At 72.6% G+C, this 23,291-nt stretch carries 21 protein-coding genes and 2 pseudogenes; 11 read left to right on the plus strand and 12 right to left on the minus strand.

Features of this window, described 5'->3' with window-relative positions; genetic code table 11:
- The first annotated feature begins 21 nt into the window (after positions 1-21).
- The 4 genes and pseudogenes from ACFY3J_RS04670 to ACFY3J_RS04685 all read left to right on the plus strand — a co-directional run bounded on the left by ACFY3J_RS04670 (position 22) and on the right by ACFY3J_RS04685 (position 2,443).
- Complete coding sequence (locus tag ACFY3J_RS04670; protein ID WP_384176677.1) at positions 22-489, plus strand: DUF4231 domain-containing protein; 468 nt, start codon at positions 22-24, stop codon at positions 487-489.
- 61 nt (positions 490-550) lie between these two features.
- A pseudogene (locus ACFY3J_RS04675) lies at positions 551-835 on the plus strand (fuconate dehydratase); the annotation flags it as partial.
- Between the two features lie 68 nt (positions 836-903).
- The gene (locus tag ACFY3J_RS04680; RefSeq protein ID WP_384176679.1) at positions 904-1,887 is read left to right on the plus strand and encodes an aldo/keto reductase; all 984 of its coding nucleotides are present in this window, start codon (positions 904-906) and stop codon (positions 1,885-1,887) included.
- Positions 1,884-2,443, plus strand: a pseudogene (locus ACFY3J_RS04685) (amidohydrolase family protein). Before ACFY3J_RS04680 ends, ACFY3J_RS04685 begins: the two are co-directional and overlap by 4 nt.
- A gap of 15 nt (positions 2,444-2,458) precedes the next feature.
- Here ACFY3J_RS04685 and ACFY3J_RS04690 read toward each other — a convergent pair.
- Positions 2,459-2,866, minus strand: a complete 408-nt coding sequence (locus tag ACFY3J_RS04690; RefSeq protein WP_384176681.1) for a DUF3224 domain-containing protein — start codon at positions 2,864-2,866, stop codon at positions 2,459-2,461.
- Between the two features lie 40 nt (positions 2,867-2,906).
- Entirely contained in the window at positions 2,907-4,337 is a 1,431-nt protein-coding gene (locus ACFY3J_RS04695) for a lipase maturation factor family protein (RefSeq protein ID WP_390840244.1), read from the minus strand.
- Positions 4,338-4,437: 100 nt separating this feature from the next.
- Here ACFY3J_RS04695 and ACFY3J_RS04700 point away from each other — a divergent pair, with 100 nt between their 5' ends.
- Complete coding sequence (locus ACFY3J_RS04700; protein WP_390840246.1) at positions 4,438-6,525, plus strand: SpoIIE family protein phosphatase; 2,088 nt, start codon at positions 4,438-4,440, stop codon at positions 6,523-6,525.
- A gap of 94 nt (positions 6,526-6,619) precedes the next feature.
- Positions 6,620-7,483 carry an Fpg/Nei family DNA glycosylase gene (locus ACFY3J_RS04705; protein ID WP_390840248.1) on the plus strand — a complete coding sequence of 288 codons (864 nt, stop codon included), beginning with the start codon at positions 6,620-6,622 and terminating at the stop codon, positions 7,481-7,483.
- A gap of 4 nt (positions 7,484-7,487) precedes the next feature.
- Here the strand turns inward: ACFY3J_RS04705 and ACFY3J_RS04710 are convergent, their stop codons facing one another.
- The 3 genes from ACFY3J_RS04710 to ACFY3J_RS04720 all read right to left on the minus strand — a co-directional run bounded on the left by ACFY3J_RS04710 (position 7,488) and on the right by ACFY3J_RS04720 (position 9,502).
- A complete protein-coding gene (locus ACFY3J_RS04710) occupies positions 7,488-8,138 on the minus strand; it encodes a zf-HC2 domain-containing protein (RefSeq protein ID WP_384176688.1) in 651 nt (216 codons plus the stop codon).
- Positions 8,139-8,289: 151 nt separating this feature from the next.
- On the minus strand, positions 8,290-8,805 hold the full coding sequence (locus ACFY3J_RS04715; protein WP_384176690.1) for a hypothetical protein: 516 nt from the start codon (positions 8,803-8,805) through the stop codon (positions 8,290-8,292).
- A 148-nt stretch (positions 8,806-8,953) separates the two neighbouring features.
- Positions 8,954-9,502: a sigma-70 family RNA polymerase sigma factor gene (locus ACFY3J_RS04720; protein ID WP_384176692.1), complete on the minus strand. Its 549-nt coding sequence runs from the start codon at positions 9,500-9,502 to the stop codon at positions 8,954-8,956.
- Positions 9,503-9,712: 210 nt separating this feature from the next.
- Between ACFY3J_RS04720 and ACFY3J_RS04725 the strand changes: the two genes are divergently transcribed.
- Positions 9,713-10,888 carry a CapA family protein gene (locus ACFY3J_RS04725; RefSeq protein WP_390840250.1) on the plus strand — a complete coding sequence of 392 codons (1,176 nt, stop codon included), beginning with the start codon at positions 9,713-9,715 and terminating at the stop codon, positions 10,886-10,888.
- A 6-nt stretch (positions 10,889-10,894) separates the two neighbouring features.
- On the opposite strand, the gene ACFY3J_RS04730 is transcribed toward ACFY3J_RS04725, so the two are convergent.
- The gene (locus ACFY3J_RS04730) at positions 10,895-11,392 is read right to left on the minus strand and encodes a MarR family winged helix-turn-helix transcriptional regulator (RefSeq protein ID WP_384176695.1); all 498 of its coding nucleotides are present in this window, start codon (positions 11,390-11,392) and stop codon (positions 10,895-10,897) included.
- A 58-nt stretch (positions 11,393-11,450) separates the two neighbouring features.
- Here ACFY3J_RS04730 and ACFY3J_RS04735 point away from each other — a divergent pair, with 58 nt between their 5' ends.
- Positions 11,451-12,275: an alpha/beta fold hydrolase gene (locus ACFY3J_RS04735; RefSeq protein ID WP_390840251.1), complete on the plus strand. Its 825-nt coding sequence runs from the start codon at positions 11,451-11,453 to the stop codon at positions 12,273-12,275.
- 44 nt (positions 12,276-12,319) lie between these two features.
- Here ACFY3J_RS04735 and ACFY3J_RS04740 read toward each other — a convergent pair whose 3' ends face one another.
- Both ACFY3J_RS04740 and ACFY3J_RS04745 read right to left on the minus strand, forming a co-directional pair.
- Complete coding sequence (locus tag ACFY3J_RS04740; protein ID WP_390840252.1) at positions 12,320-13,732, minus strand: amino acid permease; 1,413 nt, start codon at positions 13,730-13,732, stop codon at positions 12,320-12,322.
- A 141-nt stretch (positions 13,733-13,873) separates the two neighbouring features.
- Positions 13,874-14,353, minus strand: a complete 480-nt coding sequence (locus ACFY3J_RS04745) for a universal stress protein (protein WP_384176701.1) — start codon at positions 14,351-14,353, stop codon at positions 13,874-13,876.
- Between the two features lie 115 nt (positions 14,354-14,468).
- Between ACFY3J_RS04745 and lysX the strand changes: the two genes are divergently transcribed.
- Together lysX and ACFY3J_RS04755 are read left to right on the plus strand one after the other, a co-directional pair.
- Positions 14,469-17,762: a bifunctional lysylphosphatidylglycerol synthetase/lysine--tRNA ligase LysX gene (gene lysX, locus ACFY3J_RS04750; protein WP_390840254.1), complete on the plus strand. Its 3,294-nt coding sequence runs from the start codon at positions 14,469-14,471 to the stop codon at positions 17,760-17,762.
- 97 nt (positions 17,763-17,859) lie between these two features.
- Positions 17,860-18,702, plus strand: coding sequence for a polysaccharide deacetylase family protein (locus tag ACFY3J_RS04755; RefSeq protein ID WP_384176704.1), 843 nt, complete (start codon positions 17,860-17,862; stop codon positions 18,700-18,702).
- Between the two features lie 45 nt (positions 18,703-18,747).
- Here the strand turns inward: ACFY3J_RS04755 and ACFY3J_RS04760 are convergent, their stop codons facing one another.
- Entirely contained in the window at positions 18,748-19,422 is a 675-nt protein-coding gene (locus ACFY3J_RS04760) for a class F sortase (RefSeq protein WP_384176706.1), read from the minus strand.
- A gap of 1,203 nt (positions 19,423-20,625) precedes the next feature.
- Here ACFY3J_RS04760 and ACFY3J_RS04765 point away from each other — a divergent pair.
- Positions 20,626-21,009, plus strand: coding sequence for a hypothetical protein (locus tag ACFY3J_RS04765; RefSeq protein ID WP_384176708.1), 384 nt, complete (start codon positions 20,626-20,628; stop codon positions 21,007-21,009).
- A gap of 182 nt (positions 21,010-21,191) precedes the next feature.
- On the opposite strand, the gene ACFY3J_RS04770 is transcribed toward ACFY3J_RS04765, so the two are convergent.
- The 3 genes from ACFY3J_RS04770 to ACFY3J_RS04780 all read right to left on the minus strand — a co-directional run bounded on the left by ACFY3J_RS04770 (position 21,192) and on the right by ACFY3J_RS04780 (position 22,695).
- A complete protein-coding gene (locus tag ACFY3J_RS04770; RefSeq protein WP_384176710.1) occupies positions 21,192-21,623 on the minus strand; it encodes a hypothetical protein in 432 nt (143 codons plus the stop codon).
- A gap of 161 nt (positions 21,624-21,784) precedes the next feature.
- Positions 21,785-22,549: a hypothetical protein gene (locus ACFY3J_RS04775; protein WP_384176903.1), complete on the minus strand. Its 765-nt coding sequence runs from the start codon at positions 22,547-22,549 to the stop codon at positions 21,785-21,787.
- A 17-nt stretch (positions 22,550-22,566) separates the two neighbouring features.
- Complete coding sequence (locus tag ACFY3J_RS04780; protein WP_390840257.1) at positions 22,567-22,695, minus strand: hypothetical protein; 129 nt, start codon at positions 22,693-22,695, stop codon at positions 22,567-22,569.
- Positions 22,696-23,291 lie beyond the last annotated feature (596 nt).

Genomic DNA, 23,291 nt, shown 5'->3' on the forward strand with positions numbered 1-23,291 from the left:
CGCGGCCACGATGATGTGGCGATGACACGAAGAACGGTGCCCGACCACTCCTGGGCCGCCCAGCCGGATCCGTTGCTGGCTCTGGCCGAAAGGGAGTTGACGTTCTACATCCGGTCCTGTGACCGGGCCAGGCGGCTGCACCGCGGCACGGAGCTGGGCGCCCTCGCCACCACCTCGGTGACGGTCGTCGCCGCCGGTCTGCACGCACCGGCCTGGCTGACCGCGGTGATCGCGGGCGGTGCCGTGTTCTTCACCGGCATGCGACAGCTGTTCGACCCCGGCTCCCGCTGGGTGCTCACCGCGCGGGCACGCGAGACCCTGCGCCGGGCCGTCGACCGGTATCTGCTCCTGCCCGAACCGGAACGCGACGCCGCGGCCCGGCAGACCCTGCGGACAGTGATCGAGGAGGTCGGCGCCGATGAACTGCGCGAATGGTCCGAGTCCCGGACCCGTGGTCCGGAACCGCCACTGCCGGCCCCCGGCCCCTGAGTACGACCGGAATTCAGGCCCGACCGCGCGAGTTCCCCCGCCACCGACCGAAAGGCCATCCGTGTCCGCGACGCCCGCCCGCATCACCGCGGTCGACACCTACGACATCCGCTTCCCCAGTTCGCGCGAACTCGACGGCTTCGACGCGACGAGCCCGGACCCCGACTCCTCGGCGGCCTACGTCGTACTGCGCACGGACGCCGACGACGGACCCGGAGGGCATGCCGCCGCCCCCGATCCGGCCGCCGAACGCGCCGCGCCGGAGGCCCGCCGGCCCAACGGACGCATGGTCGCCGCGGTTGGAGTCGCCGCGGCCGTCGCGTACTTGGCGAGCCCGCTGTCCGGTGCCACCACCGGCACCGCCCTCGCCGTCGCCGGCGGCATGCGGGGCCTGCGGCCGCGCCGGGAGGCCCGGTGAGGACGCTGGGCGGGAGCGGGGTCGAGGTCAGCGCCCTCGGCTTCGGCGCCGCCGCCATCGGCAACCTCTACACCGAGGTGGACGAGGAGCAGGCGCGGGCGGCCGTGGCCGCCGCCTGGGAGCAGGGCATCCGCTACTTCGACACCGCCCCGCACTACGGCCTCGGCCTGTCCGAACGCCGCCTCGGCGCGGCCCTGCGCGGCCTTCCCCGGTCGGAGTACACGATCTCCACGAAGGTCGGCCGCCTGCTCGCGCCCACGAACCAGGGCGGGAGCGACCTCGCCCACGGTTTCGCCGTGCCCGCCACCCACCGCCGGGTGTGGGACTTCAGCGCCGACGGGGTACGGCGCGCTCTGGAGGCCAGCCTCGAACGGCTCGGCCTGGACCGCGTCGACGTCGTCTACCTCCACGACCCCGACGACCACGCCGAGCAGGCCTTCCGCGAGGGCTACCCGGCGCTGGAGGAACTGCGTGCCCAGGGCGTGGTCGGGGCCATCGGGGCGGGCATGAACCAGTCGGAGATGCTGACCCGTTTCGTGCGCGACACGGACGTGGACGTGGTGCTGTGCGCCGGCCGGTACACCCTGCTCGACCAGCGTGCCCGGACGGAGCTGCTGCCCGCGGCCGCCGAGCGGGGCGTGTCCGTCGTCATCGGCGGCGCCTTCAACTCCGGCCTGCTGGCGGACCCCAGACCCGGAGCCACGTACAACTACGCCAGTGCAGCAACAGAGTTGGTGGAGCGAGCCCAGCGCATGAAGGCGGTTGCCGACCGCCACGGTCTCACCCTGCGGGGCGCGGCCCTGAGGTTCTGCGCCGACCATCCGGCCGTGGCCTCCGTCCTGGTCGGTACCCGCTCGGCCGAGGAAGTCCGCGACTGCGCCGAGCAGTTCGCCACACCTGTGCCCGCCGCCTTCTGGCAGGAGCTGAGAGACACCGGACTGCTGCCCCCGGAGGAACCGCCACGAGGAGCGATGCCGTGACGGTCGACGCCCACCACCAGTCCGGGACCTGACGGTGCGCGACCAGGACTGGATCAGGGGAGACGAACCGCTGCCGCCGCGCCGGAACCTCACCGTCGAGGACCTTCAGCCGCAGGCCCGTGCCGCTGGAGCCGAACGCCCGGTCCTCGTCCAGACGGTCACCGTGCCCGAGGAGCCCCCGAGCTGCCGGCCCTGGCGGACGCGCACGACCTGATCGCGGGCGTGGTCGGCCGGGTGGACCTCACCCGGCTCGACATCGCGCGCCGAACGGGCCCGGCTGCGGGACCTGCCCGGCGGCCGCCACCTCAAGGGCGTCCGCCACCAGGTCCAGACCGACCCCGCCACCTGGACCACCGCCGGTCTGTGCCCGTACGACGACGTGGTCCTGGACGCCTTCGGCCCGGACCGTCTGATGGACGGCTCGCACTGGCCGGTGTGCGCCCCGGCTGTGGGATACGCCGAGGTCCTCGCCGCGGCCCGGGAACTGACCTCGAAGGCCGCCGCCGAACGCGCGGCGGTCTTCGAGGGGGCGGCGACCCGGGTGTACGGACTGTGACCGGGCGGGCGCGCCTCAGCCGAGTTCGTAGTCGAACCAGATCCGGTGCGTGCCGTCCGCGTCGATCCGCAGGCCGCCGGTGCCGGTGATCCCGGCCAGCTCGCCGGTGCCGCTCGCGGGGACGACGGTGAAGAACTCGGCCGTGCGGTCGGTGCCGGTCGTCGTGGCCGAGTGGACGAAGTTGAAGGCGCCCCGCCGCTCGTTCAGAGTGCCCTCGAACGACTCCATCGCCACATACGTGCCGACGCCGGACTCCTGGTCGTACGCGGCGGTGAACAGGGTCGCCGCACGGCCGGTGATCTCGCCCTCGAAGTGCTTCTCCAGCGTGGCGACGCCGACCGGGAGGCCGGTGGAGACGTCCGGGTCCGGCTTGAGACCGGTGGGGTTGAACGACTTCACGGTGAAGGTGCCCGTAGCTCTCATGCCCGCGACCGTACCGTCCGGGTCCGACGACGGGGTCCGGTCACGGCTCCCGGGCGCCTGCCGCCAGCCGGGTCGGCGGCAGGAAGTCCCGCACATAGGTCCGGTCCCAGCAGGCACCGGTCGCCCGCAGCTGCCGCCAGGTCGTGTAGTGGTAGCGGAAGAGCCGGGCGCGGACGTAGCGCGGGGGCTCGTCGGGCGGGAAGGGGGAGCGGCGCAGCAGCCGGAGGGTGTCGCGGTCGTTCTCCAGGAGCCGCTCCACCAGCGCGCCGAACCAGACGCCCGCGTACGCCGGGGACAGCGCGGCGAACCACATCATCCAGTCCAGGCGCAGATGGTAGGGCGCGAACTGGCGCGGCCAGTGCCGGGGATCACCGGGCTTGCCCCGGAACTCGTACTCCCGCCACTCCGCGTCCTCGTGGTCCTCGTCCCGCACCTCGTCCAGCGTGCCCTCCACCACCACCTCGTAGCGGACGCGGGTGACGCTGCCGAACGCGCCGTAGGTGTTGACCAGGTGCAGCGGGTCGAAGGAGCGGTTCATGACCTGCCGGCGGGAGACCATGTTCACCACCGGGCGGTAGCTGAGGAACACCACCAGCGCGGCCACGGCGAGGACCACGACCTCGTACCACAGCGGCGCGGCCGGCACGGACGGCGCGCCCCCCGGGAAGCGGACCGCGGACAGCGCCAGCACGATGGTGATCCAGTTCAGCCAGGAGAAGTTCCCGGACAGCACCAGCCACAGCTGGGTGACGATCATCAGCGCGGCGCCGGCCGTGGCGATGGGCTGCGGGGTGAACAGCAGGAACGGCACGATCAGCTGCGTGACGTGGTTGGCGGCCACCTCCGCCTTGTGCAGCGGGCCCGGCAGATGGTGGAAGAACCAGCTCAGCGGGCCCGGCATCGGCTGCGTCTCGTGGTGGTAGTGCAGACAGGTCAGCTTCCGCCAGCAGGCGTCGCCGCGCAGCTTGATCAGCCCGGCGCCGAACTCGACCCGGAAGAGGATCCAGCGCAGCAGGAACAGCACGACCACCGGTGGGGCCACCTCGTCGTTGCCCAGGAAGACCGCGAGGAACCCGGTCTCCAGCAGCAGCGACTCCCACCCGAAGCCGTACCAGGTCTGCCCGACGTTGACGATCGACAGGTACAGCGCCCAGGGGACGAGCCACAGCAGCATGCCGGCCCACAGCGGCACCAGCGAGTCCACGCCCGCGACCAGCGCCGCCGACACCGCGCACCCGGCCCAGGCGACGACCGCGAAGAGCCGGTCGGAGTAGCGCAGGTGGAACAGGCTCGGCGCCCGGGTGAACGGCACCCGCTGGAGGAAGCGGGGGATCGGCAGCATGCCCCGTTCGCCGAGCAGCGCCCGGAACTGGAGGGCCGCCGTCAGGAAGGCGACGAGGTACACCACGGCGAGCGCCCGCTGGAAGACCAGCCGGCTCAGCCAGTACTCGGGTGCGGTGAACCAACCCACGGTCGAGCGCTCCTCTCTCTTCGTCCTCCGGGAAAGTCACGGGCCCCGGCTACCCCACCCCCGGCTCGAAGAATCAGCCGATCCCTGGCAAGGTGTCCCCATGGCTGAACAGGGAGCCCCCGCCCTGTCACTCCCGGAGGACTGGCCCGCCCACCCCGATCCCATTCTGGCGCTCAACGGCATGGGCACCTTCGACTGGGACCTGGACGCCGGGCTCGTACACCTGGACGCCCAGGCCCACCGGATCTTCGACCTCACCCCCGGGGAGGACGACCGCCGTCCGGGCAGCGTGGGCCGGCGGCTGCTGCGGTCCGAGCGTGAGCGCCTGGACGCCCTGCTGGCCCGGGCGATGAAGGAGGGCCGCCAGAACTACGGCACCTACGTCCGCCTGCGCCTGCGCGACGGCGGCCTGCGCTGGGCCCACGTGCAGGGCTACATCCAGCGCGACGAGACGGGCCGGCCGCGCAGGATCACCGGGATCCTCCGCGACGCCTCCGAAGAACTCGGCGACCTCGCCGCCCGCCGGGAGCGGGCCGACCAGGCCGCGGCCCGGCGCAGGCAGACCAACGTCGTGGAGACCGCCACCGCCGCCCTCGCCCACGCGCGCACCGTGCAGGACGTCATCGACGTCGTCAAGGACTCCCACGGGCTGGCCCTCCTCGGTTCCAAGAGCCTGGTCCTCGGCCTGGTCGAGGCCGGCCGCATCCGGCTCGTCGCCGAGGGCCCCGAGGGCTCCTCCGTGCCCGGCACCCGCGTCACCCGGATCGACGAGCCCTACCCGATGAGCGAGGCCGTGCGCACTCTCAGCCCCCGCTTCATCGAGTCCCCCGAGGACTTCGCCGAGCGCTACCCCATCCTGTGGCCGCACATCACCGGACTGGACATCACCTCGGCGGCCTATCTGCCGCTGATCGCCCAGGCCCGCCCGATCGGCGGTATGGGCCTGCTCTACAGCGACCGGCGGGGCTTCACCCCGGAGGAGCGCAACGTACTGATCGCCCTCGGCAGCAGCATCGCGCAGAGCCTCCAGCGGGCCATGCTCTACGAGCAGGAGAAGGACCTCGCCCAGGGCCTGCAACAGGCCATGCTGCCGCGCACGATCCCCAGCGTGCCCGGCGCCGACGTCGCCGTCCGCTACCGCTCCGGCTACGCGGGCGGCTCCCTGGGCCGGGACATCGGAGGCGACTGGTACGACCTGATCCCGCTGCCCGGCGGCCGGGTCGGCGCCGTCATCGGCGACGTCCAGGGCCACGACACGCACGCCGCCGCCGTCATGGGCCAGCTCCGTATCGTGCTGCGCGCCTACGCGGCCGAGGGCCACGCACCGGCCACCGTGATGGCCCGCGCCTCGGTCTTCCTGCACGAACTCGACACGGACCGCTTCGCCACCTGCCTGTACGCGGAGGCCGACCTGTCCACCGGCGTGGTCCAGCTGGTGCGGGCCGGGCACATCGATCCGCTGGTCCGGCACAACGACGGAAGCTGCCACCGGGTCGCCGTCGACGGGGGGCTGCCGCTCGGCCTGTCCGCCGAGTTCGGCAGCCTGGAGTACCCGGTCGGCACCATGGAGCTCGATCCCGGGCAGTCCTTGGTGCTGTGCACCGACGGCCTGGTCGAACAGCCCGGCGCCGACCTCGACGACGGCATGCGGGCCCTGGCCCGGTCCGTCGCCGCCGGCCCCGGCGACGTACGGGACCTCGCCGACCGGCTGATCGCGATGGCCGAGGCACGGGGCGGCGACGACGACGTGGCCCTGCTGGTGCTGCGCCGCCGGGTGCCGGCCGAGCGGCAGCCCGTCGGCCGGCTCCAGCAGTACGTGGCCCCCGGCGATCCCGAGGCCCTGACCCGGGCCCGCCACATGATCCGCACGGCGGTGCGGGACCGGGGCGCCGGGGAAAACGCGTACGAGATCGAACTCGTGGCCGACGAGCTGATCACCAACGCCCTGATACACACCGAGGGCGCCGCGATCGTCACCCTGCGGGTCCTCAGCGGCCCGAACCGGCGGCTGCGGATCGAGGTCGAGGACTCCTCCAGCGCCCTGCCGCGCCGCCGCGAACCGGGAGAGGAAGGCGTCTCCGGCCGGGGACTGCTGCTCGTGGACCGGCTCACCGACGTGTGGGGCGTGGAGGCGCGCGGCGGCGGCAAGTGCGTGTGGTGCGAGTTCGCGGTCCCTGACCAGAGTTGAGGGGCGAGAACCGAGAGCTGAGAGCCGGGAGCCGAGAGCCGAGGCGTTCGGCGCACCGTATGGCGCCCCGGGCCCGCGGTGGCACTCTGGACCCATGCCGGAACTGCCCGAGGTCGAAGCGCTCAAGGACTTCCTGGCCGACCACCTGGTCGGCCACGAGATCGTGCGCGTGCTGCCCGTCGCGATCAGTGTGCTGAAGACGTACGACCCCCCGGTCACCGCCCTCGAGGGCCGCGAGGTCACCGCGTTGCACCGGCACGGCAAGTTCCTGGACCTGAGCACCGACGGCGGCCCCCACCTCGTCACCCACCTGGCCCGCGCGGGCTGGCTCCAGTGGAAGGACCGTCTGCCCGACGGCGCGCCCCGCCCCGGCAAGGGCCCGCTCGCCCTGCGCGTCGCCCTGGAGAACGGCGCGGGGTTCGACCTCACCGAGGCAGGCACCCAGAAACGGCTCGCGGTGTACGTCGTACGGGATCCGCAGGAGGTGCCCGGTGTTGCCCGCCTCGGTCCCGACCCGCTGGCCGAGGACTTCGACGAGGAGCGGTTCGCCCGGCTGCTCGCGGGGGAGCGCCGGCAGATCAAGGGCGCCCTGCGCGACCAGGGCCTGATCGCGGGTGTCGGCAACGCCTACAGCGACGAGATCCTGCACGCGGCGAAGATGTCCCCGTTCAAGCTGGCCGCCTCCCTGACGCCGCGGGAGACGCGAACCCTGTACGAGGCGCTGCGCACCACCCTGACGGAGGCGGTCGCGCGCTCCAGGGGCCTGGCGGCCGGACGGCTGAAGGCGGAGAAGAAGGGCGGCCTGCGCGTGCACGGCCGGACCGGCGAGCCCTGCCCGGTGTGCGGGGACACCATCCGCGAGGTGTCCTTCAGCGATTCCTCGCTCCAGTACTGCCCGACCTGCCAGACGGGCGGGAAACCGCTGGCAGACCGGCGCCTGTCCCGGCTGCTCAAGTGACGGCTCAGCGCGCGTCGAGGGTCACCAGGGGCCGCCCGTCCGCGGTGCGCACCTCGAAGCGGTCGATCTGGCCGGGATGCATCGTCGTGCCGCCCGCCACCGTGCTGGACCCCGCGTCGTGCGGGGGGACGTTCCAGGTGGTCACGGTCTGCTCCGAACCGTCCCGGCCGATCACGACGAGCCGGCAGGAATGGGGGCCCGCGCCGTCCTTGACCCGCACTTCCACATCGGTGCCCCAGTCCCGGTCGGCGGCCCTGACCTCGGCCCACACACCCGTGGTCGCGTCGGTCGCCGCGTACCGGGCGGGCCCGCCGTGGTGCCCGACGACGGCAACGACCGCGGGTCCGCCCACGGCGAGCACCACCGAGGCGGCGAGACCGTAGAGGACGCGCCGGCGTCCGGCCCGGCGCCGCCGCGCCACTTCGCCGAGCAGCCGGTCCAGCAGCGCGGGGCCGGGCCGGGTCATGGGGTGCACGAAGCGCGGCGTGGCCCGCCGGTACAGCATCAGCTGCCGCGCCGTGGGTCCGAACTCGGTGACCTGCGCCGCGCAGCGAGGGCACTCCATGAGGTGGTCCTCGAAGCGGAAGGCGTCCGCCTCGTCCAGCATGCCGAGCGCGTACGCGCCGACGTCGCGATGCCGTTCCAGGGACCTCATGCCGAATCCTCGTGCCTGTGAGTGCGGGTGGGGTTACTCCTTGCTCCCACCCGTACGCACCCGGCACCGGATTCACTCAGCCACGTTCCGAATCGTAATCAAGACGTTCGGAGCAGCCGGCGCCGCGGATTGGTCGGATTCCAAGAAAGATCTAGAAGAGGTGGATGGCCAGATGCCCGAGGGGCAGTCCGAGCCGCCAGGCGGGCGTCCACACCTTCGGCCCCTCGTCCTCGCCGACCACGCCCGCGCCGCCCGGCACCGCGTCCAGATCGGGCGCGAGCAGTTCGGTCTCCTCCAGCCAGCGCCAGGCCGCCTCGGCCAGCGCCAGGTCCGGCGAGGGCACCCCGCGGGCGTCCGCCTCGGCCGCGAGGCAGGCCATCCGCTCGCCCACCCAGTCCTGCCACGGCTGGTCGTACGCGGTCAGCGACAGCCAGGTCTCCAACTGGGAGACCACCCGGACACGGGAGAGCTCGCCGCCGGTGTCGGAGAGGAAGATGGTGAGCGCCAGCGCGTCCCGCCCGGCGCGGAACTCGAACGACGTCGGCGGCATCAGATCGCCGGTGCGCAGCAGTTCGTCGGCGATGTACTCGGCGTACAACCAGGCCATGGGGACGGCCAGTTCGCCGCCGCCCTGGCCGTCCGTGCTCTCGTGACCTCTGTGCAGCATCCCTTCCTGCCTTCCTCCGGTGCGCGCTCCTCGCCCGACCCCGGGTCCCGGGGTCATGCCCCCTGTCGGAACACGGATGAGGACAGCCGATTACTCAACAGCGGTCCACGGCAAGGCGCTTTACGGAGGTTTGACTCGGCAGTCGGTTTCACCGCAGGTCGGCCGCGTATCCCGGAAGCATCCGGCGCAGGGCGCGCAGCGCGTAGTACGCGCGGGACTTCACGGTACCGGGCGGGATGCCCAGGGTCCGGGCGGCCTCCGCCACACTGGCCCCCCGGAAGTACACCAGCACCAGGACTTCACGGTGCTCGGGAGTGAGTGTCTTCACAGCCTTCCGGACGTCGAGCGTCGCGGCGGACCGCTCGGCGTGGTCGGCGATGACCCGCGCGTTCTCCAGGTCCGCGTCCCCGACCTCGGGCGGCCGGGCCTGCCGGGCGCGGCGCGCGTCGATGGCGAGCCGGCGCGCCACGGTCAGCAGCCACGGCCGCACCGAGTCGAAGGCGTCGGCGCGCAGCGCCTCGGGGTGCTGCCAGGCGCGCACGAGCGTCTCCTGGAGCAGGTCCTCGGCGCGCTGGCGGTCGCCGTCGCACAGGCGCAGCAGCAGTGCGAAGAGCGGTCGGCCGTGCTCGCGTTGCAGTGCGGCGAGCTCGTGCTCGGCGGTCGTCGTCCCGTGCGGGAGGGTGGTTCCGGCCGTCATGGCCGTATGGCATCGCAGGGGGCCGCACGGGGACAGGGCGCTCACACTGCTGTGCGACGGACGGTCGATCGCGTCGACGAACGGTACGACGAACGGTCCGTCAGGCCCCTTGTCGCACACGGACGGGCTAACGAAGCCCCGATACCGTTTGCGAAAGCCGTCAGATTCGTACCCATTTGTCTGTCCATACGACCGCCCTGGGGTGAACTGATGATCGCACGCAGACAGCAGGTGTCCCTGGTCGTGACGGCCCTCCTCACCGCGGCCGCCGCCTGCCAGGCCCACCAAAGGGAAGAGCAGCACCCTCCGCCCGGACGGGCCGCCCCGGCCCCGGCCCCGGCCCCGGACTCCGCGACCGCGCCCGCCGCGTTCACGCTCGTCGCCTCCGGCGGCATCCTGCCCGAGACCCCGGTGCTGGAGCGGGCCGCCTTCGACGCGGGCGGCTCGGGCCACGACTTCCGTCCGATGCTCGAAGGCGTCAAGGACATCGTCTCCCGGGCCGATCTGGCGCTGTGCCAGCTGGGCACCGTCTTCGGCGCGAACGCGCCCTACACCGGCGCCCCGAGCTACAAGTCCCCGCCCGAGCTGGCGCCGTCCCTCGCCGCGGCGGGCTACGACAGCTGCGCCACCGCCTCCGAACACGCCCTGGACGACGGCGCCGACGGCGTCCGGCGTACCCTGGACGCCCTCGACGAAGCCGGGCTGCGGCACGCCGGTACGGCGCGCGGCGAGAGCGAGTCGCGCGGCACGCTCCTCCAGGCCGGGCGCGCCGTGGTCGCCCACCTCGCCTACACCTACGGGACGAACGAGGACCTCCCACCCGATCAGCCGTGGGCCGTCCGCGTGATCGACGAGAAGCGGATCATCGAGGACGCCAGAGCCGCCCGCCAGGCGGGTGCCGAGGTCGTGGTCGTGTCCCTGAACTGGGGCCGGGCATGGCAGGACGCGCCCGACGCGCAGCAACTGGACCTCGCCCGGAAGCTGACCGCCTCGCGTTCCGGCGGCCGGCCCGACGTCGACCTGATCCTCGGCAGCCACGCCCATGTCCCGCAGGCCTACGAGAAGGTCAACGGCACCTGGGTGGTCTACGGCCTCGGTGACCAGATCACCGGAGCCACGACCGACGACAGCGGCGCGCGGAACCCGCGCGCCAACCAGAGCACCCTCGCCCGCTTCACCTTCTCCCCGCCCGCCCGGCCCGGCGGGCGCTGGGAGGTGGCCCGGGCCGAGTTCGTCCCCGAGGTGTTCGACCTCGACGCCGGCCGGGTGCTGAACCTGAGCAGGGCCATCGCCCAGGGCGCCGACCTCCGGGGCGTGCGCGACCGGATCCGCGCCGTGGTGCTCAGCCGGGGCGCGGCGAAGGACGGGCTCGTCATGGGGGAATGAGGCCGGTCAGTCGACGTCCACGTGCTCGAAGAGGTCGAGCATCTCCCCGAGCACGCGCAGGCAGGCCCGTACCTCGGACTCCGTCAGATCGCCCCCGACCCGGCGCAGCAGCAGGTGCTCACGGGCCAGCACCGCGATGATCGCCGCCCGGCCCGCGTCCGTGAGCCGGATCAGCGACGAGCGCTGGTGCGCCGGGTTCGGGACGCTGCGCACCAGGCCGCGGGCCGCCGCGTCGTTCACCATACGCTGCACGAACTGGCGGCTGATCGCCTGCGCGCGGCCCATCTGCGGAACGGTCATCGGGCCGTGCTTGTGCAGCAGGTCGAGCACGGCCCGTACGCCGACGGACAGCCCCTCGACGGCCTCGCCCTGCTCGACCTTGCGCTGCACCCGCCGGTACAGCGGGCCCACCAGGTCGAACACCTCGGTGAGGCGGCGGCCGAGTTCGTCGGGCGGGAGGGGGGCCCCGGGATCGTCGTCGATGTCGCTGTCGATGTCGCTCATCGCACCATCATGACACCTCGGTTGCCAAACCCCGCCCCGAAATGACACCCTGGTTGTCATGACTGCTGCTGCGGATCTGCGTTTCCTCCCTTCCTCCGACGGCGACCTCGCCTACCTCGACTCCGGCAGCGGGGACCCCGTGGTCCTTCTGCACTCCGGCTGGGTCGACCACCGCGTCCTCGGCGCCCAGATCACGGCCCTCGCCGCCGAGTTCCGGGTCATCGCCCCGGACGTACGCGGCCACGGCTTCTCCGCCAACGCGACCCGGCCGTTCCGGTGGGCCGACGACCTCGCCGCGCTGCTGCGCCACCTCGACGCCGGCCCGGCGGTCCTCGTCGGCGTCTCGATGGGCGGCGCCATCGCCACCGACACCGTGCTGGAGTACCCCGAACTGGTCCGCGGGGTGGTCCCCTGCGGCGCCGCCACCAGCGAGTTCCAGTACACCGACCCGTGGGCGCGGCAGACGCAGGCCGAGTCGGCCCGCGCCCTGGGCGCCGGCGACATCGAGGGCTGGCTCGCGTCCTTCCTGAGCTTCGCGGCCGGCCCGCACCGCACCCCGGACGACATGGACCAGGACATCCTGCGCCGGCTGCGCGACATGGCCCTGCACACCCTGTCCAAGCACACCGCCGACGAGAAGAACTGGCACGTGCCGCTGACCGGCTCCTGGGACCGCGTGCCGAAGATCGGCGTACCCGTGCTCACCGTCAACGGCGCCCTCGACGTGCCCGACCTCATCGCCGAGGCCGAACGCCTCGCCCGCACCGTCCCCGACGGCCGCTCCGTGACGATCGAGGGCACCGCCCACTACCCGAACCTGGAGAAGCCGGAGGAGTTCAACGAGATCGTCGCCGACTTCGTCCGCGCCCTCCCGGCCCGCTGAACGCCGCCGCGGTCCCCGGCCCGGCACGACCCGAACGAGAGGCCCTAACGCCGGGCCAGCTCCGAGCGCTTGTACGAGTACCCGAAGTAGACCACGCACCCGATCAGGAACCACACGGCGAACCGCACCCAGGTCTCCCACGTCAGGAACGTGATCAGCCAGAGCGAGAAGACCACACCCAGCGCCGGCACGAACGGCATCCACGGCGTACGGAAGCCGCGCGGCAGGTCCGGCTGCCGGTAGCGCAGCACGATCACCGCCGTGCACACCACCACGAACGCCAGCAGGATGCCGATGTTGGTCAGTTCGGCCGCCTCCGCGATCGGCAGGAACCCCGCGATGACGGCCGACGCCACCCCGACGATCCACGTCACCCGCGTCGGCACGTGCCGCGTGGGGTGCGTCTTCGCGAACCACTTGGGCAGCAGCCCGTCGCGGGACATGGCGAACCACACCCGGGTCACGCCCAGCATGAACGTGAACATCACGGTGAGGATGCCGATGATCGCGCCCACCGCGATCACGTCCGCCAGCCGGCTCAGCCCCACCGACTTGAACGCGGTGGAGAAGCCGCTCTCCTTGTTGATGTCCTTGTAGTTCTGCATGCCGGTCAGCACCAGACACGCCGCCACGTACAGCACCATCGCGATCGCCAGCGAGTAGATGATCGCCTTCGGCATGTGCCGCTGCGCGTCCTTGGACTCCTCGGCCGCCGTAGACATCGCGTCGTAGCCGAAGACCGCGAAGAACACCGTCGCCGCACCGGTGAACGCCCCGCCGACCCCGTAGGGGAAGAACGGGTGGTAGTGGGCGGTGTTGATGTGGAAGACGCCGACCACGATCACCACCAGCACGACCAGCACCTTCAGTCCCACCACGATCGTCTCGAAGCGGGCCGCGCTGCGGATACCGAGGTTCAGCAGCCAGGCGATCAGCAGGCACAGGATCGCCGCGAACAGGTCGACCTTGTGCCCGGCGCCGGTGCCGGGCGCGCCCAGCATCCAGGCGGGCAGATGCGCGCCCATGTCCTCGACCAGGAAGCTGAAGTAGCCGGAGATGCCGATCGCGACCACCGCCACGATCGCCGTGTACTCCAGGAGCAGGTCCCAGCCGATGAACCAGCCGGCGAACTCGCCGAGCACCGCGTAGCCGTAGGTGTAGGCCGAGCCCGCCTTCGGGATCATGCCCGCGAACTCGGCGTACGACAGGGCCGCCGCCGCGCTGGCGACGCCGGCGACGAGGAAGGACACCAGCACCGCGGGACCCGCCGTACCGTTGGCCACCGTGCCGGCGAGAGTGAAGATGCCCGCCCCGATGATGCCGCCCACGCCGATCGCGGTCAGCTGCCACAAGCCGAGTGATCGCTCCAGCCGTGGTCCCTCGGCGGCTTCCGTCTCCTCGATGTGTTCGATGGGCTTACGACGGAGAATGCCCTCACCCATCCGGAGCCCGGCCATGCGTCTCACCTCTTCACAGACGGCAAACGGCTGACGGCGGATCATGATGGCCCAGCACCGCCGGGTACGGAAGACGCCACGCACGGTCCGGGCGGCGGCCCCCGGCCGCCCGCCGCGCCGGCCGAGCGCCGTGAACGGGCCCTACGGAACCACCGTCACCGGCCAGCGTCCCGCCTTCACCAGGCGGACCGCGACCGATCCGATGATCCGGTGGCCGGCCTGCTCGGAGGCGCCCACCACCACCGCGTCCGCCCGCAGCTCGTCGGCGGCCTTCATCAGACCGTTGTACGGGTCGCCGGGGAAGGTGTGGAACTCCCAGCGGACCTCGAATATCCCCTTCAGCCGCTCCGCGGACTCCCGGATCTGCTGCACGAGGTCCTCGGCGATCTCGTCGGTCGTCTCCGCCACCGGAGCCCCGAGCGCCGCCCCCGCCGTCATCACCGGCTGCACGTACACCACGGCGAGCAGCGCGCCCTGCCGGCGGGCGAGACCGGCGGCGTACGCGGCGGCCCGCATGGAGGAGTCGGAGCCGTCCACGCCGGCGACGATGACCTTCGGCCCGTCCGTGCCCCGCTCGAACCGGTGCGCGTGCCGCTCGTGCTGCTCGTGCTGTTCCGTCACATGTGCGAGGCTATCGGAATCCCCCGTTCCCAACGCCGCGCGGGTCACCTCTCGACGGGCGCCCCGCGCGCCCGGTTCCTACAGTCGGAACCATGAGCGCCACCACGTCAGAGCCATGACCGCCGCCACCGGTGCCGCCCCCTCCCGGGGCGCCGCCGATCCCGCCCGGACGCCGCGGAGGAAGGGCCTCCTCAGCAGGGTGCCGCAAGGCTTCGCCACCTTCTTCGGCGCTCTGGCCATGCTCTGCGCGCTGCTGGACCTCATCGCCCCGCTGCGGGTCCTGCTCCACCCCGTCGTCCGCGTCCTGGACCTGCTCCTCGTCCCGGTCAGCGTCAACCTCGCCTACGCCGTCTTCCTCGTCCTGCTGGCCGGCGCGACCGCCGCCCGCAAGAAGGTCGCCTGGTGGCTGGTCGTCGGCTATCTGGGCCTGGTGATCCTCGGCGACGTACTCGGCCTCGCGGCCGGCGAGTACGCCGAGTCGGTACCGTCCCTCGTGCTGTGCGGTCTGGCACTGGTGCTGCTGATCACGGCCAGAGGCGAGTTCTACGCCGCCTCCCGCCGCGGCTCCTGGTGGCGGGCGCTGGCCGTGCTGGCCGCCGGACTCGCCGTGGCCGTCCTGGCCGGCTGGGGCCTGGTCGCGCTCTTCCCCGGCACCCTGCCCTCCGGCCTGCACCTGGCGTGGTCCGCCAACCGGGTCATGGGCGGACTGGTATCCACCCGCGACTTCGACGGCCGCCCGCCGCGCCCGGTGACCTTCCTGCTCGGCCTGTTCGGAGCGCTCGCCCTGCTCAACGCCGCCGCCACGCTGTTCCGTTCGCAGCGCCTGGAGGCGGCCCTGCACGGCGACGAGGAACCCCGCATCCGCGCCCTGCTCAAGGCCTACGGCGAGGACGACTCCCTCGGCTACTTCGCCACCCGCCGCGACAAGGCCGTCGTCTTCTCGCCCAGCGGCAAGGCCGCCGTCACCTACCGCGTCGAGGCCGGAGTGTGCCTGGCCAGCGGCGACCCCGTCGGCGACCGCGAGGCCTGGCCGCACGCCATAGCCGCCTGGCTGGACGCGGCCCGCCGCTACGCCTGGGCGCCCGCCGTCATGGGCGCCTCCGAGGAGGGCGCCCGGGCCTACGCCCGCGCCGGACTCGGCGCCCTCCAACTCGGCGACGAGGCGATCGTGCACGTCGCCGGCTTCGACCTCGACGGCCGGGACATGCGCGTGACCCGGCAGGCGGTGCGCCGCGTCCGCCGCACCGGCGCCACCTGCCGCATCCGCCGGCACGCCACCCTCACCGACGCCGAGATGGAGGAGATCGTCGACAAGGCCGACGCCTGGCGCGACACCGAGACCGAACGCGGCTTCTCGATGGCGCTGGACCGCCTGGGCGACCCGGCCGACGGCGACTGCCTCCTGGTCGAGGCCCTCGACGCGGAGGGCCGGCTGCTCGCACTGCTGTCCTTCGTGCCCTGGGGCCGCGACGGCGCCTCCCTGGACCTGATGCGCCGGGACCGCGCCGCACCCAACGGCGTCATGGAGTACATGGTCGCCGAACTCTGCGCCGCCGCCCCGAAGCTCGGCGTACACCGCATCTCGCTGAACTTCGCGGTGTTCCGCTCGGTGTTCGAGGAGGGCGCCCGCATCGGAGCCGGACCCGTGCTGCGGCTGTGGCGCGGCCTGCTGCTGTTCTTCTCCCGCTGGTGGCAGCTGGAGGCCCTGTACCGGTCCAACGCCAAGTACCACCCCGCGTGGTACCCGCGTTTCATCTGCTACGGCGAGACCGCCTCCCTCGCCCGTATCGGCCTGGCCTCCGGCATCGCCGAGGGCTTCGTCGCCGTACCCTCGCTGCGCAAGCTCTGGGGCAAGGGCCACCCGGCTCATCCGGCCACCGGACCGCGCCCGGCCACCACCGAGGGCCTGCCCCCGCTGACGGCGCTCGGACTCGACGAGGAGGCACGGGCCGAAGCCGGCGGTCCGCTCGCCGGCCTGCCCGAACAGGTCCGCGTCCGGCACGCCGGGCTCGACCGGCTGCGCGCGGCCGGCACCGACCCCTACCCGGTGGGGACGAAGGCCCGCACCCGCACCCTCGCCGAGGTCCGCGAAGGGGAGCAGCTCACCGTGGCCGGCCGGATCCTGCTCGTCCGGGACTTCGGCGGCATCGTCTTCGTCGTGCTGCGGGACTGGTCCGGCGACCACCAACTCGCCCTCACCCGTGACCGGACCGGGCCGGCCGCCCTGAAGCGCTTCACCGCCGACACCGACATCGGCGACCACATCACCGCCACCGGCCGGGCGGGGCGGAGCGACAAGGGCGAGCCGACCGTCTTCGTCACCTCCTGGCGCCTGCTCGGCAAGTGCCTGCGCCCGCTGCCCGACAAACGCCGGGGCCTGACCGACCCCGAGACCAAGGTGCGCCTGCGCTACCTCGACCTGGTCACCAGCCCCGAGGCCCGCGAGGTCGTCCGCATCCGCTCCACCGCCGTACAGGCCCTGCGCCAGGGGCTGCTGGACCGCGGCTTCCTCGAAGTCGAGACGCCGATGCTCCAGCAGATCCACGGCGGCGCCAACGCCCGCCCGTTCACCACTCACATCAACGCCTACGACCTCGACATGTACCTGCGCATCGCACCCGAGCTGTACCTGAAGCGCCTGTGCGTCGGCGGTCTGGAGAAGGTCTTCGAGATGGGCCGCACCTTCCGCAACGAGGGCGTCTCCCACAAGCACAACCCCGAGTTCACGATGCTGGAGGCCTATCAGGCCTACGCCGACTACGACGTCATGCTCGACCTCGCCCGCGAGCTGATCCAGGGCGCCGCCACCGCCGCCTTCGGCCGACCGGTCGCCCACCAGGACGGCATCGGGTACGACATCTCCGGGCCCTGGCCGGTCAAGACCGTGCACGGCGCGATCTCCGAGGCGCTCGGGGAGGAGATCGGCCCCGGCACCGGCCCGGAGACACTGCGCCGGCACTGCGACCGCGCCGGCGTGCCGCACACCGCGGACGACACCCCCGGCGAGATCGTCCTGGAGATGTACGAGCGGCTGGTGGAGGAGCGGACCGGGCCGCCCGTCTTCTACAAGGACTTCCCGACCGAGGTCTCCCCGCTCACCCGGCAGCACCGCACCGACCCGCGGCTCGCCGAACGCTGGGACCTCGTGGCCTTCGGCACCGAACTGGGCACCGCCTACTCCGAGCTCACCGACCCCGTCGAACAGCGCCGCCGGCTGACCGCCCAGTCCCTGCTCGCCGCCGGGGGAGACGCCGAGGCGATGGAACTGGACGAGGACTTCCTCGACGCCCTCGAATACGCCATGCCGCCCACCGGCGGCCTCGGCCTCGGCGTCGACCGGCTGATCATGTTCCTCACCGGCCTGACGATCCGTGAGACGCTGCCGTTCCCCCTCGTACGCCGCCGCTGAGGCACCCGCGCACAATTGCCGCCGGGCGCTGGGCCGGGCGGGTGCTTTCGTGGCGCCGTGCCGGTGGAGAGGCGGAAGGCCCGGACACTGATGAGTCATGCAGAAGGATCAGTTGCTCACGCGGCGCCGGGCGTTGTTCGCCGGGGCCGTCGCCCTCGGAGCGGCGGGCACGGCCGGCACGGCCGGTCTGCTGCTCTCCGGTTCCTCCGACACTCCGGTACCGCCCGCCCCCGCCGCGGGCCCCGAGGCGCGCGGCGCCCTCAACTCCTCCGCCTACCGTCTGCGGCCCCTGGCCGGTGACGTCCCGCAGCGGGCCGCGCCGCTGCCCGCCAAGGTGCGGACCACGCCGATCCTGCGTTTCACCGGCCGCGGCGACACCATGATGCTGTCGTTCGACGACGGACCCCACCCCGAGTTCACCCCGCACGTCCTGGACACCCTGGCCAAGTACGACGTCCGGGCGACGTTCATGGTCTGCGGGGAGATGGCCGACTGGAACCGGGACCTGCTGGCCCGGATGGCCGACGAGGGACACGTCGTCGGCAACCACACCTGGAGCCACCCGCTGCTCACCCAGCTCGGCCGCCACGGCATCCGCGACGAGATCGAGCGCACCAGTGACGTCATCGAAAAGGCCTACGGCGAGCGGCCGTTGTGGTTCCGTGCCCCCTACGGTGCCTGGAACCGCGACGTGTTCCGGATCAACGCCGACCTGGGCATGGAACCGCTGGCCTGGAGCGTCGACAGCCTCGACTGGACCACCCCCGGCACCGGCGTCATCGTGCGCCGGATCGAGCACGGCGCCGCCCCCGGGGTCGTGGTGCTCTCCCACGATGCCGGGGGCGACCGCTCGCAGACCGTCCGCGCGCTGCGCGACTACCTCCCCAAGCTCCTCGACGAAGGGCACCACTTCACCGTGCCGCGCCGGGAGTACACCTGAGCCGGGCCGCGCGCACGGCCCGGCGCCCGCCGGGTCGGGGTCCGCTCAGCGGACCCCGACCAGGCGGGCGAACACGACGACGTTCCCCTGATATCCGTTCTGCTTCGTGTAACCGCCGCCGCAGGTGATGACCCGCAGTTCCGGCGTGCCCTTCGAGCCGTACACACGGTCTCCGGGGAAATCGTTCTTCGCGAACACCTCGACGCCGTACACCTCGAATACGGCCGTCTTCCCGTCCTGGCGGTTGATTTCGACGCGGTTTCCCTTCCGCAGGGCGCCGAGTCCGTAGAACACGGCGGGTCCCGCATCGTTGTCCACATGGCCGACGACGACCGAAGTTCCCTTTTCCCCGGGCGTCACCGCGCCGTTGAACCAGCCGGCCAGATTCGGGTCCGCGGGCGGCGGCGCGGCGACCCAGCCGTCGGAGTCCACACCGACCGGGGTGATGGGCGCGTCGATCTGGAGGACGGGGATCCTGACCCGGTCCGGCACCGAGCGCGACAGAGGCTGCAGGATCCCGCCCGAGGGGAGCGGCGTGTGCTTGAGGTCCGGTGCCGCCGCCGTCGCGGGCTGGGGCGGGCCGACGTCGAACTCCCCGGAGCCGTTGCGGATCAGGGCGAGTCCGGTCAGCAGGGCTAGCGCTATCACGCCCCACGGTGCGCGCTTCCTCGGTGTCTCCCGCTCCTCCTCGACGAATCCGGTCAGCTCTCTCGCAGGCATTCGGCATCCCCTCTCGACACGGCCGTCGCCGTGTCAATCGCGCATGCGAGAAACGCTAAGTCCGGCGCGCGCAACCGGCGACGGGACGCACGCGAACGGGTGGCGGAGCCGTTTTGCCGTGCGCCATCCGAGGCGGTCCGGAAGGGTCATTTCTGACGGTCCGTGACCTGCATCGATATTCAATGGGGTGAAAGTCCTGGTGGATTCGCTCACCGAGACGGACCAGCCCCGAAATGCGCCCGCGTGGAGCGCGTCCGAGGGTCGGTGGCGGGAGGTGCTTTCTCACCGATCGACCGGGTACGGGTCCCCGGGGCGCCTTCCGCGGAGGATCACATGCGTACTACTCGTACCCTCATGGCCCGCTCGGCCCCCTCGGTCTCCTTGGTGGTGCTGGCCGCGGCGGTCGCCGCGGTGGGATTCACCGCCCCGGGGGCGGTGGCGAAGGCCGGCGAAGTCCTCGGCATCACACGGGACGGCGGCGTGGGTGGGGGCCAGGGAGGCGGTGCAGGTGGAGGTCCCGGAGTGGGTCCGGGAGGAGGCACGGGACTGGGACCGGGGTTCGGGACGGGAGTGGGCCCGGGGTTCGGGACGGGAGTGGGTCCCGGATTCGGAACGGGAGTGGGTCCGGGATTCGGATTCGGCCCTGGAGTGGGCGGCCGGGGGGATCGGTTCGACGAGTTCCGTGGTGGCGGCCGGGGGGATCGGTTCGGTGAGTTCCGTGGCTTCGGTGAGTTCCGTGGTGGCGGTCGGGGGGATCGGTTCGGTGAGTTCCGCGGGTTCGGTGAGTTCCGTGGTGGCGGTCGGGGGGACCGGTTCGGTGAGTTCCGCGGGTTCGGTGAGTTCCGTGGTGGCGGTCGGGGGGACCGGTTCGACGAGTTCCGTGGTGGCGGCCGGGGGGATCGGTTCGACGAGTTCCGTGGTGGCGGCCGGCGGGACCGGTTCGATGAGTTCCCCGGTGGTGGCCTTGGCGTTGGCGGCTTCGGAGGGAACTTCGGCGGGGACTTCGTTGGCCCCGTCGGCCCCAATGGCCTGGGGGGCCTCGTTGACAAGGGAGGCGAGGGCGCGGGCGTCGGCGGTCTGGGGAGCCTCGGTGACAAGGGAGGTGAGGGGGCGGCGCCCGGCGTCGGAACGGGTGGCGGTTCCGGGGTCGCTCCGGGCACCGGCCTCAGCGGCAGCCAGGGCCCGGGTGGCGTCCAGAGCATCGTGCCCTCGCCCGGCGTGATCGCCCGCGGCGGTCAGCTGGTGGTCACGATCGACGGCTGCCGCGGCGGGACCATGTCGTCGACCGTGTTCTCCCGGTCGACGCTGCGGCCGTTCGACGGCGTCGGCGAGCGCGCGAGGGGTGTCGTGACGATCCGCGACGACGCCCGTCCCGGGACGTACGACATCACGGTCGACTGCAACGGCCGGCGGCTGACCCGGCCGGAGGCCTTCACCGTCGTCGGCGGTGTCCGCGGCGGAGTGGGCGGCGGCACCACCACCGGTGCCACCCCGGCCGACATGGCCATCGGCGGCGGGCTGATGGCGGCGGGTGCCGTCGGCGGCGGCGTGCTCTGGATGCGGCGCCGGTCCGACAAGCGCTCCTGACGGCTCCGTACTCCGGATCCGGCCCCCGCCCTCGTGTGCGGGGCCGGATCTCTTTCTGCCGGCGGGGCCCTCGGTCTTCCTGCCGACGGGGCCTTCGCCTCTGGTCCGTGTACGCCGGAAGGCCTTCGCCCCGGACCTGGAGAGGTCCGGGGCGAAGGCCTGTCCCAAGGGAGAGGGCACGGTCAGGCGGTGCCCTCCTCGCCGGTGCGCCGGCGGGAGAGGCGGTACGCCGTGCCGACCGAGCCGCCGATGAGCGCGGTGCCCAGGCCGATCTGCTTGAGGTCGAAGCCGGCGACGGTCCCGCCCACGCCCGCGCGGACGCCGTGCCGGAAGTGCTCCGAACCGCCACCTCCGCCGCCTCCGCCGCGACCGCCGAAGCTCCCCTCGTCGTCACCGCCGTAACCGGAGCGGCCCTTGCCGCCGTAGGAGCTGCCGCCCCCGCCGCCGTAGCGGTCCTCGTCACCGCCTCCGCCTCCGCCTCCGTAGGAACGGCTGTCGCCGCCCCCGTTGCCGTAGGAGCGGCCGTCACCGCCGCTGGCGACGGCGGCCGGCGCGCAGAAGGTGAGGGCGCCGACGCCCAGCAGTGCGGCCGATACAACACCTATTACGCGCATGGTGGGTCCTCCGGTCCCCGAGGAGCAGCAGCGGACCTCTTCCGCTTGTGCCGGGTATGCGCCTCGCTGACCAAAACGCTAGGGAGGTGTGCACTCCGGCGCGATTGCACCCGGGCGAACGGGGCAACGGTTGGGCCGCACAGGGGATTCACACGGGGCCGTCAGTGTGTCAGATGGGGGAACAGGTCCAGGAACGGCCCGGCGGTGGCAGAGACCCCGCGGCTGTAGGGGGCGTCGAAGTCCCAGATCAGGAAGAGGAGGAAGGTGATCAGCGCGGAGAACAGCCCGGCGAGGATCAGCTCCCGTTTCGTGCGCCGGATCTGGAGCGCGAACACCATGCCGATGGTGATGACGCCCCCCGAGATCAGACCGAACCACACCACACCCGGCATCGTCGCCCCCATGGAGCCGGCGCGTGCGGTGCGGGCCTGGGCGGCGGCGGCCACCTGGTCCACGAGTGGCTGGTAGGCCTGCGCCTCGAAGTCCGATGTGGGCTGGTAGTCGGTGACGTCGGCGCGGAGGCGGGCGAGCAGCGCGTCGCCCCGCTCGGTGACATGGCCGTGGTCGGTCATGGTCTTCCACTCGGTGGTCACGACGTGTCCGGCGTAGGTGTCGACGTCGGCGCGGATGCGGTCGCGGACGTCGGGCGGATAGACGCGGACGCGCTCGGAGACCTCGTGCAGCGCCTGGGCCTCCGCCTGGACGTGGTCCTGGGCGGCGACGCGCGCCTCCCAGACACCGGCGATGGCCAGCCCCAGCACGATGGCGTAGACCACGCCGATCCACATGGTCATGTACTCGATGACGTCCGGGGTCTCGGTGGGATCGTCGTCCACGGCCTTCGTGCGGTGCCGAAGGAGGGTGATGACCACGACCACCGCACAGGCGGCCAGCATCGCGAGAACGAGAACAAGCCATTCCGACAACGGGTTCCTCCAGGGGGTCAGCGCGGGCGGAGCGCGGCCACGGCGGCCAGTGCGGGTACCGCGATGAGCAGGACGTAGGTGAGGGGTGAGGGGCTGCGCCGTGGTGTCGGCCGGTGCGGCTGGGTGTAGTGGCGCGGGTAGGTCACCGGCGCCACGGACGGGCGGGGACGGGGCTTCGGGGCCGGCGGTGCGGGTGGCGGGGGTGGTGCGGGCGGTGGGGGCGGTGGGGGAGTGGGCCGGGGCTGCGGGGCGGCCGGGGCCGGGCGTGGGGGCGGCGGGGGTTTGGGCTTGGGAGTGGGCGTCGGCTTCGGCGGCGGTTCCGGCTTGGGCGGCGGAGGCGGCGTGGGCGTCGGTGTGGGTGTGGGCGTGGGCGTCGGTGTGGGTGTGGGCGTGGGCGTCGGTGTGGGGGTGGGACTCGGGCTGGGCGGCGGCGTCGGCCGCGGGCACGGCGGCGGAAGAGGCGGAAAGGAGGGCCAGGAGCCGCTGCCGGCCACTGCCACCGCCTCTGTGCCGTCCGGGCCCGTGGAGGCGTACGCGCAGGCGTCGGCCGCGGCCGGGGCGGCTCCGCCCACACACGTCCACGCCAGCAGTGCCGGCGCCAACACCCGCAGCACCAGGGCGGATCGCGTTGGTTCGGGTCGTTGCACGAGCAAGATCATGAGCTGTCGCGGACCGTGGCACGCCGCGGTGGACGCGGATTGCCCCGAAGGTGGGATGCCGCAGGCCGGAGGGTTTGATCGGC

The sequence above is a fragment of the Streptomyces sp. NPDC001231 genome (genome assembly GCF_042896885.1).
Lineage (GTDB): Bacteria > Actinomycetota > Actinomycetes > Streptomycetales > Streptomycetaceae > Streptomyces.